This is a genomic window from Arthrobacter sp. zg-Y179, assembly GCF_020907345.1.
Lineage (GTDB): Bacteria > Actinomycetota > Actinomycetes > Actinomycetales > Micrococcaceae > Arthrobacter_B > Arthrobacter_B jinronghuae.
The window spans coordinates 362,921-378,428 of the sequence record NZ_JAJJOB010000005.1; the positions used below are offsets into that span (position 1 = coordinate 362,921).

The following is a 15,508-nucleotide window of genomic DNA, read 5'->3' on the forward strand; positions in this document are numbered from 1 at the left end:
TTTAGTTTTCGAAGTCTTCGATGGGCGGGCAGGAGCAGATCAGGTTCCGGTCCCCTGCGGCGCCGTCAATCCGGCCCACCGGCGGGAAGTACTTGTCCATGCGCAGGCTGCGCAGCGGGAATGCGGCCTGTTCGCGCGGGTAGGCACGGTCCCATTCGTTGGCGGCCACGACGACGGCGGTGTGCGGGGCATTGCGCAGCGGGCTTCCCTCGAGGGTGAAGTCCCCGGCGGCCACCTGGTCGATTTCGGCACGGATGGCGATCATGGCGTCGATGAAGCGGTCCATCTCGCCCAGGTCCTCGGACTCGGTGGGTTCCACCATCAGGGTGCCTGCCACTGGGAAGGACAGCGTGGGGGCATGGAAGCCGTAGTCCACCAGCCGCTTGGCCACATCCTCGGCGGTGACGCCGGTCTTGGCGGTCAGTTCACGCAGGTCCAGGATGCACTCGTGCGCCACCAGTCCACCCTTGCCCGTGTAAAGCACGGGGTAGTACTCGTTCAGGCGGGCGGCGACGTAGTTCGCCGCGAGCAGGGCGTGCTTGGTGGCGCTGGTCAGGCCTTCGCCGCCCATCAGGCTGACGTACGCCCAGGAGATAGGCAGCACGCCGGCGGAGCCGAAGCGGGACGCCGAGACGGGGATGTCCTCGCCGCCGGTCCAGGTGGCGGCGTCGCCGGGCATAAAGGGCGCGAGGTGCGCCTTGGCCGCCACGGGGCCGACGCCGGGACCGCCGCCGCCGTGCGGGATGCAGAAAGTCTTGTGCAGGTTCAGGTGGGACACGTCGCCGCCGAATTCGCCCGGCTGCGCCAGGCCGACCAGCGCGTTGAGGTTGGCGCCGTCAATGTAGACCTGGCCGCCGGCCTCGTGGACCGCTTCGCAGACGTCGCGGACGTCGTCGTCGAACACACCGTGGGTGGAGGGGTAGGTGATCATGATGGCGGCAAGGTTTTCGCGGTTCGCGTCGATCTTGGCGCGCAGGTCCGCGTGGTCGATGGCGCCGTCGTCGGCGGTGGCCACGACCACCACCTTCATGCCGGCCAGGACCGCAGAGGCGGCGTTGGTGCCGTGGGCGGACGCCGGAATGAGGCAGACGTTGCGCTGTTCGTCGCCGCGGGAGTGGTGGTAGCCGCGGATGGCAAGCAGGCCGGCCAGTTCACCCTGGGAGCCGGCGTTGGGCTGGATGGAAACGGTGTCGTAGCCGGTGATGACCGCGAGCTTCTCTTCCAGGTCCGCGATCAGTTCGCGCCAACCCTCGGTCTGGGAGTCCGGCGCGAACGGGTGGATGGAGGCGAACTCCGGCCAGGTCATGGCCTGCATTTCCGCGGTGGCGTTGAGCTTCATGGTGCAGGAGCCCAGCGGGATCATGGTGCGGTCCAGGGCCAGGTCGCGGTCCGAGAGGCGGCGCAGGTAGCGCAGCATCTGGGTTTCGGAGCGGTAGGAGGAGAACACCGGGTGCGTCATGAACTCCGAGGCGCGCAGCAGCCCCGCCGGCAGGTCGAAGCCTTCCGCGGATTCCACGGGTGCGGCACCGAAGGCGGCGGCGACGTCGGCAATCACGGCCGGCGTCGTCGTTTCATCGGCGGAGATACCCACGGTGTCCGCATCGATCCGGCGCAGGTTGATGCCCTTCGCTTCCGCGGCGGCAATAACCTCGGCAGCGCGGCCGGGGACGCGGGCAGTGACGGTGTCGAAGAAGGACTCGTGCAGCAGTTCGACGCCGGCGGCCTTCAGCGCCGTGGCCAGCGTCCGGGCGGAGTCGTGGGCGCGGCGGGCGATCGCGGTCAGGCCCTCGGGGCCGTGGTAGACGGCGTACATGGAGGCAACAATGGCCAGCAGCGCCTGCGCCGTGCAGATATTGGAGGTCGCCTTCTCCCGGCGGATGTGCTGCTCGCGGGTCTGCAGCGCGAGGCGGTAGGCGGGGGTGCCCGCCGAATCCTTGGAGACGCCCACCAGGCGGCCGGGCAGGGACCGCTCCAAGCCCTTGCGGACGGCCATGTAGGCGGCGTGCGGGCCGCCGTAGAACAGCGGAACGCCGAAGCGCTGCACGGAGCCGACGGCAATGTCCGCGCCCTGCTCGCCGGGAGGGGTGATGAGGGTCAGGGCCAGCAGGTCAGCGGCCACGGTGACGAGCGCGCCGCGCTCCTTCGCCTCGGCGATCAGGGCTGAGGAGTCGCCCACCACGCCGGATGCGCCGGGCTGCTGGAGCACGACGCCGGCCAGCTCGCCTTCGGGCAGTCCGTCGGCAAGGTCCGCAACAATAACGTCGAAGCCGAGCGCCTTGGCCCGGCCCTTCACCACGGCGACGGTCTGCGGGAAGAGCTCCGAGTCCAGGACAATGGCGCCGTTGCTGTGGGCCTTGTTGGACCGGCGCATCAGCAGCACCGCCTCAGCCACGGCAGTGGCTTCGTCCAGCAGGGACGCGTTCGCGATGGGCAGGGCGGTGAGATCCTGGACCATGGTCTGGAAGTTCAGCAGCGCTTCGAGCCTGCCCTGGGAGATTTCGGGCTGGTAAGGGGTGTAGGCCGTGTACCAGGCCGGGTCCTCCACCACGTTGCGCAGGATCACCGGCGGGGTATGGGTGCCATAGTAGCCCTGGCCGATCATCTGGACGGCCGTCTTGTTCTTCCCTGCAATCCTCCGCAGGGCCGCGAGGGTTTCCTCTTCGCTCTTCGCCGGGTCCAGGACCAACGGGAAATTCTGCCGGATCGCGGCGGGGACGGCCATGTCCACCAGACCGTCAAGGGAGTCGTAGCCGACAGCCTTGAGCATGGTTTCAACGGCGTCGGCACGGGCGCCGATGTGCCGGTCCACGAACGCGGCGGCAAGAGTCGAGGATGACGGTTCTACAGGCATTTGAGGCTCCAGGAAAGGCAGACGGGGGTACGTCGACGGCGACGGCTCCTCCCCGCTCTGTATTGGACCTGAGAGATTCCGCGGGTGTACTTCCGCTTGCACCGTCGGTGAGTTTCCGGCACGGCCGGGAACTGCTTTCCAGAGTTGCCTCGCTGTGGCGGTACGGGGGCCTGAGAGATTCCCGGGGAGGGTTTGCTCCTACGGCGCCCGCCGATGCTGATGCGCATCCGGCGGGGCTCTCCCGCCACGGCTGATAAAGGCATATTCAGTTGGAACTGCTGATGTGACAGGGCCAACTTTAGCCTGCCCCCGGCACCGCCTCAACCCTCAGACACGCCCGGGCGCGGGTGCCCGATGCCGTCCGGGAAGGCCCCCAACCCCCGTGTGACCTGCAACGTCACAGCTGCCTGAATTTGACGGGGCATGTTTACGGCTTCCAAACTGAAATGTCGGCGGCAGCGCCAACATCCAGGTTTGCCTTTTTGGGCGGCATAGGCGATTACGGCGGATGAGCTGCCGGCGGGTGCCTAAAAGAGAGATTTCAATGTCTGAGCACAGAACCCGCCCACCAAGCGACAGCGCTGTTCCCGCGCCGCAAAACAGGGCAGAGGAACCCCATCTAGCGCGTTCCCTGTCCAGCCGGCACATCCAGCTGCTGGCCATCGGCGGTGCCATCGGTACCGGTTTGTTTATGGGATCGGGCAAGACCATCTCCGCGGCCGGCCCGTCAGTGATCTTCGTCTACGCGATCATCGGCTTCATGCTTTTCTTCGTTATGCGGGCCATGGGCGAACTGCTGCTCTCCAACCTTCATTACAAGTCCTTCACCGACTTCTCGGCGGACCTGCTGGGCCCCTGGGCCGGCTTCTTCACCGGCTGGACCTACTGGTTCTGCTGGGTGGTCACCGGCATTGCAGACGTGGTGGCGATTGCCCATTACGTCACCTTCTGGTGGGGCAACGCTCCCCTGTGGATACCGGCCCTGGCCTGCATCCTGCTGCTGCTGGCCTTGAACCTGCCGACCGTCAAGGCGTTCGGTGAAACCGAATTCTGGTTTGCACTGATCAAGATCGTCGCCATCCTGACGCTCATCGTGGTGGGACTGGTCATGATCCTTACCGGCTTCACGCACGGCGACGGGGTTACCGCCGGCTTCGGCAACCTCTGGGAACACGGCGGCTTCTTCCCCACCGGCCCCATGGGCTTTGTCGCCGGCTTCCAGATTGCGGTATTCGCGTTTGTCGGCATTGAACTGGTGGGCACCACCGCGGCGGAAACCAAGGATCCGGAAAAGAACCTGCCCCGGGCCGTAAACTCCATTCCGATCCGCATCCTGCTCTTCTACGTAGGCGCCCTGGTGGTGCTGATGGCCGTGATCCCGTGGGACGAATTCAGCGCCGATGAAAGCCCGTTCGTGGGTATGTTCACCTTGGCCGGGCTCGGCACCGCCGCGGCTATCGTGAACTTCGTAGTGCTGACATCCGCGGCATCTTCAGCGAATTCCGGGATATATTCCACTTCACGTATGGTTTTCGGCCTGGCGCAGGAAGGCGATGCCCCCCGGCAGTTCGGCCGCCTCTCCCGGCGGAAGGTGCCCCAGAACGCCCTGTTCTTCTCCTGCACCTTCCTGCTGGCCGGCGTCGCCCTGCTGTACGCGGGAGAATCCGTCAGCGCCGCGTTCACCCTGGTGAGCACCATTTCGGCCCTGTGCTTTATGTTCGTCTGGTCCATCATCCTGATCAGCTACCTGGTGTACCGGAAGCGCCGGCCGCAGCTGCATGAGGCGTCGAAGTTCAAGATGCCCGGCGGCGTCGTGATGGCCTACCTGGTGCTGGCGTTCTTCGCGTTTATCCTGTGGACGCTCACCACCCAGACAGACACCCTGCAGGCGCTCCTCGTGACCCCCGTGTGGTTCGTCCTGCTGGGCCTCGCCTACGCCGTGCTGCGCCGGACCCCCGTGCATCAGGCGCGGGTAGCGGCACACCACGACGACGTCGCCCGCGAACGCGCGGCGCTCACGGCCGCGAAGCCGTAACCGGGCTCCTAGTACACCACCGTCCCCCGGGAGCTGACCGTTGCGCCGCCTCCCGGGGCACCGGCTTTGCTGCTGGCGTCTATCTCCAGTCCGAAGGTATTCAGCGGCACCTCCAGTGCTGAGACCAGGTGCGGCACCACTTCCTGCTGGATCCGTGCGATCACGCCCTGCACGTCCGCATCGGAATTCACCGTCACCTTCATGGCCAGGTCCGGCTCGTCAGCACTGCCCCGCAGGCGGACGGTTGAGCCCACCACTCCGGGCAGCTGTTCCGTCTCGTGGCTGACGGCGGCGGCCAGCACCTGCGGATCACACACGGTGACGCCGTGCGCCGGGTCTTCCTGCAGCCGAAATGTCCCTGCCGGCCGGGACCGGGGAATCTGGGCCAGAAGCCACCACAGACCCAGGACGCCGAGGATCACTCCGGCAAGCAGCATGCCCCACGGCACGTACTCCCCGGCCAGGAACCCCTGGCCGTCGGTTTCGGACAGCACCCGGTCCGAACGGCCCGGACTGCCGCCGACGAAGCGCTCCAGGCCTCCGCCGGCAATAAGTGCTGCCAGCACTCCGGCAGCAAGGAAAAGGACCCCAAGGATTATCAGCCACGTCCGGTTGGCTTTTCCTGAATGGTGCCTCATTGCGCTGCCTTCCTCTGCCGGTCCCGGCTGTCAGTCCCGCGTCCGGATAGTTGCCGTAACTTCCGGCACCGGATCCAGGCCGGTGGCGGCTAGGCGTGAGCGCACCCCGTCCACCACCCAGTGCTGCAAATCGGTGGTGCCGTGCAGCGCCGTCGTCACGTCCAGATGGACTTTGCGTGAGGACGCCGTCGCGGAGGCGGAGGCGACCCCGTCAATGTGGTCGCAGGTGGATGCCGCCAATCGCGCGACTGCGCGCCGGCTCATCACCGCGGTTTCCCCGCCCCGGACCGACGGAACGCCTCCCGATTCCACGGCTCCGGGCAGACCGGGCATATTCACCGGCTTTGCCTGCAGCGGCAGTGCGGAGAAGTCTCCGGGGACCATCCCGCACAGCAACAGGATCAATCCGATCAGGAGCAGCACTACGGCACCGGTCCAACCCCTGGTGCTGTCCCATCCGGTCTCAGAAAGCCAACGCAGCGGTTCCGTCACGAACGCCGGCCAACTCCCCTGGATGAGGCGCGCGACGGCGGCCCAAACCAGGCCCACACCGAGCGCCAGCATCACGATGGCCGAAATTGTTGCGGGGACGGAACGGCTGGGCCTGCGCCGCATGGACACCGGCGGCGGGATCTTCGCGTTCATTGCAGTTTCCTTCGACCGCGCGTGTCCCGCTGCGGCGGCTTCAGCCAGGAAACCGTAATGTCCACCTGCCGCACCTGGACTCCGGTCAGCTCGGTGACCCGCTCCGTGATCCGGCGGCGCAGTTGTTCGGTTGTCTGGCGCAGCGGCATCGGATACGGCAGCCCCACGGTGACCTTGAGGCTGGCGACATTTCCGGCCAACTCCACGCTGGCATCCGGCCGTGCGGAAAGATCCGCGCGGCTGCCGATACCGAGGAACCCCCCGGAACTTCCGCCTGCAAAAGTCTCATCCCGGGCTACCTGGCTGGCCGTTTTCTCCAGCACCCGCCGGGCCAGAACGGTTTCCCCGCGGTCATCGACATCCCGCCCCGAAGGCAGCGATGGCGGCGCCGTGGGAATGCTCATCGGCTTGACGCTTTACCGAGCATCCCCGCGACGTCCACCTTCCCATCCGCCACCAACCCCACCAGCAGCCCGATCAGGCCGAACAGCAGCGTAATGAGGAAGGCCAGCCAACCGCCGAAGGCCAGCACGATTCCCAGCACCAGCCCGATTAACAGACACCACCGCGTTGCGGACATGGAGTCCTCCTTCTGGTTGTTGTACGGCCCTTACTCCAGGCTCTTGGACTGGCTGGAGGGCTGCTGGTCGTCCTGGTCCTCGTTCTCGTCCGGGAGGTGGACATCGGTGACATTCACGTTCACCTCCAGCACTTCCAGGCCGGTGGCGTTTTCCACGGACCGGATGACGTTGCGACGGATGCCCTGGCTCACCTCCACCACGGAAAAGCCGTACTCCACCACGATGCTGACGTCGATGGCCGCCTGGCGTTCACCCTTTTCCACAGTGACGCCGTTGCTGACGTTGGTCTGCGAACCCGGGATCCTTTCGGTCATGGAACTGAAAGCCCGCCGGGCGGCATTGCCCATGGCATAAACGCCCGGCACCTCGCGGGTGGCCATGCCGGCCAGCTTCTGCACCACGGTTTCCTCGATGGTGGTGTCGCCCCGGGGTGTGTGCAGCGGCCCCGTCCGGCGCTCGGCGTCAACCGACGACGACGCCGGGGAGCCGCCCTGACCCTGGGGCGAGCCCTGCCCGGTCTGCATACTCTGGGCACCCTGCGGATTGGCCGTAGCGGACGTTGCCCCCGCTGTCTTTGATGGATCTGCCATGAGAATCATCTCCTGCGTTCATTGCGGATGCACCGCGCGCGTCCCTTACAGAGTTAATGACGTGCCCGGACCGGGATCGTCACGGCAAACCCGGAATTTCGACTGCCTTTGGCCCAGTCCGTCCTGCGGTTATTCCGTTATGGCCCCCGTTCTGGGAAACTCAACCGACGTCCGGCCGCTGCCGGACGGGACAGGGACACCATGGCAGGATCCGAGCTGCCGCATGCGGCGTATAACGGTGTGAGTTCCCCGCGCGCCGGGCCAGGGAACGGACCCGCGGACGAGGCGGCCCTGGTCGCACTGGCCCGCGGAGGAGACCTGCCCGCCTTCGAGTACCTTGTGGCCATTTACCAGCGCAGGTTGTTCCGGCTCGCCTACCGCATGCTTCGGGACCGCGGTGATGCAGAGGACGTCGTCCAGGACACGCTGACGGCCGGCTGGCGGATGCTCCCGACCTTGACCCGGGAGGAAGCCTTCGGCGGCTGGGTCTACCGGACGGCGACCAACCGCTGCCTGGATGTGCTTCGGCACCGCACCTCCCACCCCCAGGACCTGCCCGGCGCCGATCCGCTGGCTGACGCGGCGGCCGTTGCCACCGCACGCGACTCGGACCGGGAAGCGGATCCGCACCGCACGGCGGAGGTGGCGGCGGAATTGGAGTCCCTGCGGCGGGCCCTCTCCCTGCTTCCTGCGGATCAGCGGGCCTGCTGGCTGCTGCGCGAGGTCCATGGGCAGAGCTATGCGGAGATCGGCGCTGCGCTGCGCATCAGCCCGCAGGCCGTACGCGGACGGTTGTTCCGGGCCCGCGAACACCTGTCAGCAGCCATGACGCAGTGGAGGTAATCCCTTGTAATTCCACTTGTCAGACAATAATATCCACGATACGGAAGAAGTAACCGGCATCACTTTACTGCTGTCCACCGGATTGCCACAGGGAGAATCATTATGGCCATTGAAGTAACCGACTCCTCGCCCACCGAAGGAGCGGAACACATCCTGACCCCCGAAGCGCTGGAATTCATCGAGGAACTCCACCGCCGCTTCCGCAGCACCCGCGACGAGCGCCTTGCCGCCCGCTCGGTCCGCCGCCAGGAAGCCGCCTCCACCGGCCGGCTGGACTTCCTGCCCGAGACCGCGGACATCCGCAGCGGGGACTGGAAGGTGGCAGAGGCACCCGCCGCGCTGCAGGACCGCCGGGTGGAAATGACCGGCCCCGCGTCCCCCGCCAAAATGGCCATCAACGCCCTGAACTCAGGTGCCAAGGTGTGGCTGGCCGACCTTGAAGATGCCTGCACCCCCACCTGGCACAACGTGGTGGATTCGCAGGTGAACCTCTACCGTGCTGCGCGCAACGACCTCTCCTTCACCTCGCCCGAGGGCAAGGAGTACGCACTGCGCACCGATGCGCCGCTCGCCGTCGTCGTAATGCGCCCGCGCGGATGGCACCTGCCCGAAAAGCACGTGCTGATCGACAGCGAACCCGCCGTTGGCGCACTGGTGGATTTCGGACTCCACTTCTTCTCCAATGCCCGGCACCTGCTGGACAACGGACAGGGGCCGTATTACTACCTTCCCAAGATGGAAAGCCATCTGGAGGCGCGTCTCTGGAACGACATCTTCACCTTCTCGGAGGAGTATGTCGGCGTGCCGCAGGGCACCGTGCGCGCCACCGTCCTGATCGAAACCATTCCGGCAGCCTTCGAAATGGACGAGATCCTCTACGAACTGCGTGATCACGCCTCCGGGCTGAACGCCGGACGCTGGGATTACCTTTTCAGCATGATCAAGGTCTTCCGCGATGCCGGAAAGGCCTATCTGCTGCCGGACCGCGCCGATGTCTCCATGACGGCACCCTTTATGCGCGCCTACACCGAACTGCTCGTGAAGACCTGCCACCGCCGCGGTGCCTTTGCCATGGGCGGTATGGCCGCCTTCATTCCCAACCGCCGCGAACCGGAAATCACGGCGAGCGCGCTGGAGAAAGTGAAAGCGGACAAAACCCGTGAGGCCGGTGACGGCTTTGACGGTTCCTGGGTGGCCCATCCGGATCTGGTGCCCGTCTGCCGCGACGTCTTCGACGAGGTCCTGGGCGAGAAGCCGAACCAGGTGGAGCGCCAGCGCGAGGACGTGTCCGTGACGGCCACCGACCTGCTCGATGTCAGCACCGCCGACGGCTCCATCACGGAGGCAGGGCTGCGGTCCAACCTCTATGTGGCCATCAACTACGTTGCCATCTGGCTTTCCGGCAACGGTGCCGTCGCCATCCGGAACCTGATGGAGGATGCGGCCACCGCGGAGATTTCCCGCTCCCAGGTCTGGCAGCAGGTGCGCAACAGCGTGGTGCTTGAGGATACCGGCGAGACCGTCACCGAGGAGCTGGTCAGCCGGCTGCTGGCCGAAGAAACGGAACGGCTGCGCGGGGAAGTATCGGATGAGATGTTCACGGGTTATTTCGAGCCGGCCAGCCGGATCATCGGGGAGATCAGCCTGTCCAAGGACTACACGGACTTCCTGACCCTGCCGGCGTACGAGCTGATCGACTAGTCCTCCGGCACGCGGGCCTTGCCGGAGGGCGGCAGGGCCCGCAGATAGCCGCTCCCCCAGCGGGTGATTGCGTTGTACGCCTGTGCGCGGACCGCCGGTGCGGACAGGAACACGTCATGCATCGCATTGGGGATCCGGTCCACGCTCACGGTGGAGCCAAGGGAGAGCGCGCGGTGGGCCACTACGTTGACGTCCAGCACGACGTCGGAGCGTGCCGCATCTTCCGACCAGCGCGGGTGCAGGTAGCTGTTGTCTGACAGCAGCACCAGCACGGGCAGCTGCAGTTGGAGGCCTGCGGCGACCGTTGCCTGGGCGGAGAACACTGCATGCAGGAAGGCGACCGTGACCGGGAACCCCCGCACCGGACGCCATTCGGTGTCGTAATGCCATTCCCCGCCGAACGCGGCGGACACCGTCCGGGTGTAGATCCCGGGGTCAACCGGCGGCAACGGCCGGCGCGGGTGGTGCTGTGCCTCCAGGCTGACCAGCGGTGAAATAACCCGGCGCGCCAGTTCCGTGGCCTGGAATTCCAGCCAGGGGCTGTTCAGGATCAGGGCTGCGGCCCGGCCGGGGTGGCGCTGCGCCCAGAGCGCCAGCGTCAGGCCGCCGGTGGAATGCCCGAGCAGGATCAGCGGCCTGGCGTCTGCAGCGTTCTGCCCCATGGCTTCCATGGCTGCTCCCACATCCGCGTCATAGTCGCTGAGGTCCTGGACGTATCCGGGCTCCTCCCCCGGGCGCAGGCTCCGCCCGTAGTTGTGCAGGTCAACGGCGAAGAACCGCGCTCCCTGCCCGGCCCAGTAGCTCGCCAGTTCGGTCTGGAAGAAGTAGTCCGACCAGCCGTGCACGTAGAGAACATCCGCCGTCGGAACATCCGCCGTCGGAACATCCGCCGTCGTGCCTGACGGCGGATCCGGCGGCGTGTAGCGGACCAGGGTGGCGATCTTGCCGCCGGGCAGGTCCAGGGTCAGCTGGTCGAATCCCTCGCCCAGGAAGTCCGGCTCCCACCCGCGCCGGGGGTGCGGTTTACTCATGCAGAACCGCCGTCGAAGCGGATGACCTGGCGGATGGCGAGGCCGTCCGCCAGGGTGTCCATGGCCGAGTTGATGTCTTCCAGCGCAATGGTGGAGGAAACCAGTTCCTCCACCGGCAGTTTTCCCTCCCGCCACAGCTGCGCGTAAACCGGGATGTCCCGGGCGGGAACGGCGGAACCGAGATAGCTGCCGATGATGGTCCGGGCTTCGGCGGTCAGCGTGAGCGGCGTGATTTCGGAGGTCTGGTCCGGGGCCGGCAGCCCTACCGTGACGGTGGTACCCCCGGGGGCGGTGATCCGTACGGCCGTTTCAAAGGCGCGGGGATGGCCGGCAGCCTCGATCACCAGCGCGGGGCGGATGCCGGCGTCGAGCGCCTCCTGCGGCGTGTACACCGCGTCGGCGCCGAGCTCCCGGGCGCGTGCCAGTTTCTCCGGCAACGAGTCAATGCCGATCACACTGTGCACGTCCAGCGACAGTGCCGTCAGCAGCGCCGCCATGCCGACGCCGCCGAGCCCGACGATCGCGACGTCGTCGTCCTTGCCCGGACGGGCCGGGTTCAGCACCGCGCCGCCTCCGGTGAGGACGGCGCACCCCAGCAGGGCCGCCACGTGCGGCGGAATGTCATCATCCACGGGTACCACCGATTTCCGGTTGACCACGGCGTGCGTGGCGAAGCCGGAGACGCCGAGATGGTGGCGCACCTCCCCGCCGTCCGCGGCAGTCAAGCGCATCCCGCCGTCGAGCAGCGTGCCGGCATTATTCGCTGCCGATCCCGGGATGCAGGGCATCTTGCCCTCGGTCCGGCAGCCTGCACATTCGCCGCAGCGGGGCAGGAAGGCCATCACCACGCGCTGTCCGACGGCTAGGTCCTCCACGCCCTCGCCCAGCTCCTCCACCTTTCCCGCGGCCTCGTGGCCGAGCAGCATGGGCAGCGGCCGAACCCGGCTGCCGTTCACCACCGACAGGTCCGAATGGCACAGGCTCGCCGCCTCGATGCGCACCATGATTTCACCCGGCCCGGGCGGCTGCAGCTGGAGATCCTGGACCACCACCGGCCGGGACTGAGCGTAGGGGCGCGGGGCGCCGATGGTCTGCAGGACCGCGCCCCGGATGGACCTGGTGCTTTCGGTGCCCATGAACTCTCCCTCGAGTAAATTTCGAACCGGCTTCCGGTCCCTTTCGATACGCCAGCCCTATTCCACCACGACGAACCCGGGCCGTCCCGCTGTTTCCGCCGCCCGAACCGCTTCAACACGGCATCGGTGCCCGCCCGGCCGCCATTCCTTTGGCAAGATTAGGGCCATGAGTAAGAGTTCCAGGACCGTACCGGCGCTGCCGGACAAAGACACCCTTGCGCTGAAGCGCGCGCTGGCTGCCGGCGACGTCACCGTCTTCGTGGACGGCACGGCGCTGCGGCTGCCCGACGCCGCCCGGGACGCTGTGCTGGACCTGCTGTCCCGACTTGCCGCGGGCGCCCCCGTGACGGTGTCCTCGGAGCCTGCCGCGCCGGTGGATCCACCGCTTCCGGCCGGACCGGTGCCCCTGCTGACCACTTCCCAGGCGGCCGCCGCGGCGGGCATCTCCCACACCTACCTGCGCAACCTGACGGATGCCGGGATTATCCCGGTCCAATACCGCGGCTCACACCGCCGGATCCGGATGGAAGACGTCCAGGCCTGGCTCGAATCGCAGCAGGCCGCGAGAGCAGCCAAAGCTGCGGGGGAAGCGGGGAGCGGCGCGGACAACACCGGCTCCTGATTTCGGCAGCCAGCCGGCGGAGGAAAACCGGCTCCCGGTGCCCCCTGCCCGGCCGCGCGGCAGGGGACCTATGCTGGGGATGTGTCGGCGGACACCCCGCCGGCTGACCCTACTGACGGAGCAATACTGTGATCATCGGTATCCCCAAGGAAATCAAGAACAATGAATTCCGCGTAGCAATTACAGCTTCGGGCGTGCACGAACTGCGCGCCCACGGACACCAGGTGCTGGTACAGAGCGGTGCCGGCACCGGCTCAAATATTACCGACGCGGAATATACCGCTGCCGGAGCGCAGATCCTGGACTCAGCCGACGACGTCTGGTCCCGGGCCGCTATGATCCTCAAGGTCAAGGAGCCCGTTGCCTCCGAATACCGGCATTTCCGGCCTGGCCTGATTCTCTTCACGTACCTGCACCTGGCCGCGGAGCCGGAACTGACCGCCGCCCTGCTGGACAGCGGCGTCACCGCCATTGCCTACGAGACCGTGCAGCGCGGCCGCACCCTCCCCCTGCTGGCCCCCATGTCCGAAGTGGCCGGACGGCTTTCGGTCCAGGTGGGGGCGCAGTCCCTGATGGCTCCCGCCGGCGGCCCCGGGCTGCTGCTCGGAGGCGTGCCGGGCGTCCGGCCGGCCAAGGTAGTGGTGTTGGGGGCCGGCGTGGCCGGGACCAACGCGGCAGCGGCGGCCGTCGGCGCCCATGCCGACGTCACGGTCCTGGACATCAATATTGACCGGCTGCGGGAACTCGATGAGCTGTACGCAGGCCGGATCAAGACCGTGGCCTCCAATTCCTTCGAGATCGAACGGGCCATCGTGGACGCGGATCTGGTCATCGGCTCGGTACTGATCCCCGGGGCCCGCGCCCCGAAGCTGGTCACCAATGACATGGTTTCGCGGATGAAACCGGGAAGCGTGCTGGTGGACATCGCGGTGGACCAGGGTGGCTGCTTTGAAGACAGCCATCCCACCACGCACGAAGATCCGACCTTCCGCGTGCACGGCTCCCTGTTTTACTGCGTGGCCAACATGCCCGGTGCGGTTCCGAATACGTCCACCTACGCGTTGACCAACGTGACGCTGCCGTACGCAGTGGCGCTGGCCGGCCTCGGAGTGGCCGGCGCCTTTGAGAAGTACCCGGACCTCGCCCACGGGCTCAATGTCGCCGGAGGCCGGGTCACCCACGCATCGGTCTCTGCGGCCCACGGGCTGGAGCTGGCCTCGGAATGGCCGGATCTGGTGACTTCCTAGCGTTTCAGACCGTCCGGTCCGCGGCGGCAGCGGACCGGACGGCGGCAGTCAGTGAACCGGTGCGGCAGCCTTGGGGCTGGGTTCGCGAAGGACCGGCTGGCCGAGCATGGAAATGATGACGGCACCCAGTGCCATCGGGATAACGAACAGGAAGTACAGGTCACCGGGCGTCCAGCCGCCGTCCATCAGGGTACCGGCCAGGATCGGCGAGATGATGGCGCCGATGCGGCCCATGCCGATCACCAGCCCCAGTGCCGTGCCGCGGACCTCACTCGTGTAGTAGGTGGGGCTGATCGCCAACATGCCGGCGATGGGCGCATTGGAGCCGAACCCTACCAGCGCCGCCGCGAACAGGGCCCAGCCAAGCGAACCGTTGGTCGAGTTGGCGAACACGACGAACGTGGCGGCACCGATCACGAAGAACACGGCCAGGACCTTGCGCATGGGGAAGCGTGCGCCTAGCAGGCCCAGCAGGACGCCGCCGACAATTGCCCCGACGCTGAAAAGCACTCCTGCGTTGATGCCGTCCTGGGCGGTGAAACCGCTTTCCGCAATCAGCCGGGGGGTCCAGGAGTTCGCGAAGTAGAAGCTCGCCATAAGGACAAAGTAGGCCAGGGCCAGCAGGATGGTTCGGCGGGCGTTGTAGCCGGTAAGGACGTCCGCAAAACGGGATTTGGCCTGCTCCTCCGCGAACACGGATTCCGGCAGCACATCCACGGCGGGCTGCCGGATGGCCCGCAGGCTCCGGTTGACACGTTCCAGTGCGCCTGCCGGCCGGCGGGTCAACAGGTAGTCGACCGATTCCGGGAATACCTTCATCACCAGCGGAATCATCAGGATGGTGACGACGGCGCCGAACAGGAAGGCCGAACGCCAGCCGTATTGGCTGATCAAAACGCCGCTGATCAGGCCGCCGAGGACGCCGCCGATTGGCTGCCCGATGCTGACGAGGGACAGGGCGGTGGATCGGCGCTTGGCATTGGAGAACTCGGAGGCGAAGACACTGATGGTGGACTGGAGCGTTCCAATGGCCACGCCCGTCAGGAGGCGGAGAATCAGCAGCACCGCATAGTTCGGGGCAAAGTAGGAGGCCAGCATGCCTGCGGCGACAATGCAGACTCCGATCAGCAGCGTCTTCTGCCGACCGATAATGTCCGAGACCGTCGAGACGAAGATGGATCCGACCGCCATGCCCACCAGTGCGGCGCTGAGCAGGTAGCCCAGCTGCGCGCCGTTCAACCCCCACTCTTCGGCCACATGGCTGGCGCTGAAGGCCATGACCAGGACATCGAAGCCGTCGATCATGTAAAGGGTGGTGCAAATGGCGATAATAGCCACCTGCCGCGGGCTCATCCGCGAATCTTCGATCCGTTCCTTGATTTGCACCAAACAAAGCTAACTGAGAACTGCGTCACTAAAGGATTCCATGTCGCGGGACGTCGAAATCGTTACGGACCCGGCACCGGCCGGACAACCCCCGGTGAACTCCCGATCCCGTTTGTCCGGCATGGATACTTCACAATAAGATGACGATTGGTCAAGACGTGGCCACAGGCTGTCTGCCAGCCGCACCCAACCTTTATCACCT

14 protein-coding genes and 1 riboswitch are annotated in these 15,508 nt (G+C 66.4%); of the genes, 5 read left to right on the plus strand and 9 right to left on the minus strand.

Features of this window, described 5'->3' with window-relative positions; all coding sequences use genetic code 11:
* Position 1 precedes the first annotated feature (1 nt).
* On the minus strand, positions 2 to 2,851 hold the full coding sequence (gene gcvP, locus LOC56_RS04880) for an aminomethyl-transferring glycine dehydrogenase (RefSeq protein ID WP_229951007.1): 2,850 nt from the start codon (positions 2,849 to 2,851) through the stop codon (positions 2 to 4).
* A gap of 148 nt (positions 2,852 to 2,999) precedes the next feature.
* Positions 3,000 to 3,105: riboswitch (glycine riboswitch) on the minus strand.
* A gap of 290 nt (positions 3,106 to 3,395) precedes the next feature.
* On the opposite strand from gcvP, the gene cycA reads away from it, so the two are divergent.
* Entirely contained in the window at positions 3,396 to 4,886 is a 1,491-nt protein-coding gene (gene cycA, locus LOC56_RS04885) for a D-serine/D-alanine/glycine transporter (protein WP_229951008.1), read from the plus strand.
* A gap of 8 nt (positions 4,887 to 4,894) precedes the next feature.
* Here the strand turns inward: cycA and LOC56_RS04890 are convergent, their stop codons facing one another.
* Genes LOC56_RS04890 through LOC56_RS04910 form a run of 5 tightly spaced genes read right to left on the minus strand, consistent with a single transcriptional unit; the run spans position 4,895 to position 7,340 of the window.
* The gene (locus LOC56_RS04890; protein WP_229951009.1) at positions 4,895 to 5,524 is read right to left on the minus strand and encodes a hypothetical protein; all 630 of its coding nucleotides are present in this window, start codon (positions 5,522 to 5,524) and stop codon (positions 4,895 to 4,897) included.
* Between the two features lie 30 nt (positions 5,525 to 5,554).
* A complete protein-coding gene (locus tag LOC56_RS04895; protein WP_229951011.1) occupies positions 5,555 to 6,169 on the minus strand; it encodes a DUF6286 domain-containing protein in 615 nt (204 codons plus the stop codon).
* Positions 6,166 to 6,573, minus strand: a complete 408-nt coding sequence (locus LOC56_RS04900; protein ID WP_229951013.1) for an Asp23/Gls24 family envelope stress response protein — start codon at positions 6,571 to 6,573, stop codon at positions 6,166 to 6,168. The genes LOC56_RS04895 and LOC56_RS04900 overlap by 4 nt, the downstream gene beginning before the upstream one ends.
* Positions 6,570 to 6,749, minus strand: a complete 180-nt coding sequence (locus tag LOC56_RS04905) for a hypothetical protein (protein ID WP_227919989.1) — start codon at positions 6,747 to 6,749, stop codon at positions 6,570 to 6,572. Before LOC56_RS04905 ends, LOC56_RS04900 begins: the two co-directional genes overlap by 4 nt.
* Before the next feature lie 30 nt (positions 6,750 to 6,779).
* Positions 6,780 to 7,340, minus strand: a complete 561-nt coding sequence (locus LOC56_RS04910) for an Asp23/Gls24 family envelope stress response protein (RefSeq protein ID WP_229951014.1) — start codon at positions 7,338 to 7,340, stop codon at positions 6,780 to 6,782.
* Positions 7,341 to 7,541: 201 nt separating this feature from the next.
* On the opposite strand from LOC56_RS04910, the gene LOC56_RS04915 reads away from it, so the two are divergent.
* Positions 7,542 to 8,183: an RNA polymerase sigma factor gene (locus LOC56_RS04915; protein ID WP_229951015.1), complete on the plus strand. Its 642-nt coding sequence runs from the start codon at positions 7,542 to 7,544 to the stop codon at positions 8,181 to 8,183.
* Between the two features lie 102 nt (positions 8,184 to 8,285).
* Positions 8,286 to 9,884, plus strand: coding sequence for a malate synthase A (gene aceB / locus LOC56_RS04920; protein WP_229951025.1), 1,599 nt, complete (start codon positions 8,286 to 8,288; stop codon positions 9,882 to 9,884).
* Here aceB and LOC56_RS04925 read toward each other — a convergent pair.
* Both LOC56_RS04925 and LOC56_RS04930 read right to left on the minus strand, forming a co-directional pair.
* Positions 9,881 to 10,915 (minus strand): alpha/beta hydrolase, encoded by a 1,035-nt coding sequence (locus tag LOC56_RS04925; RefSeq protein ID WP_229951027.1) that lies wholly within the window; start codon positions 10,913 to 10,915, stop codon positions 9,881 to 9,883. The two genes, aceB and LOC56_RS04925, sit on opposite strands and share 4 nt — an antisense overlap.
* A complete protein-coding gene (locus LOC56_RS04930; protein WP_229951029.1) occupies positions 10,912 to 12,051 on the minus strand; it encodes an alcohol dehydrogenase catalytic domain-containing protein in 1,140 nt (379 codons plus the stop codon). Before LOC56_RS04930 ends, LOC56_RS04925 begins: the two co-directional genes overlap by 4 nt.
* Positions 12,052 to 12,217: 166 nt before the next feature.
* Here LOC56_RS04930 and LOC56_RS04935 point away from each other — a divergent pair, with 166 nt between their 5' ends.
* Together LOC56_RS04935 and ald are read left to right on the plus strand one after the other, a co-directional pair.
* Positions 12,218 to 12,673, plus strand: a complete 456-nt coding sequence (locus LOC56_RS04935; protein WP_229951031.1) for a helix-turn-helix domain-containing protein — start codon at positions 12,218 to 12,220, stop codon at positions 12,671 to 12,673.
* Positions 12,674 to 12,801: 128 nt separating this feature from the next.
* A complete protein-coding gene (ald, locus tag LOC56_RS04940; RefSeq protein ID WP_229951033.1) occupies positions 12,802 to 13,920 on the plus strand; it encodes an alanine dehydrogenase in 1,119 nt (372 codons plus the stop codon).
* A 48-nt stretch (positions 13,921 to 13,968) separates the two neighbouring features.
* Here ald and LOC56_RS04945 read toward each other — a convergent pair whose 3' ends face one another.
* Positions 13,969 to 15,306 carry an MFS transporter gene (locus LOC56_RS04945; RefSeq protein ID WP_229951035.1) on the minus strand — a complete coding sequence of 446 codons (1,338 nt, stop codon included), beginning with the start codon at positions 15,304 to 15,306 and terminating at the stop codon, positions 13,969 to 13,971.
* Positions 15,307 to 15,508: the final 202 nt, after the last annotated feature.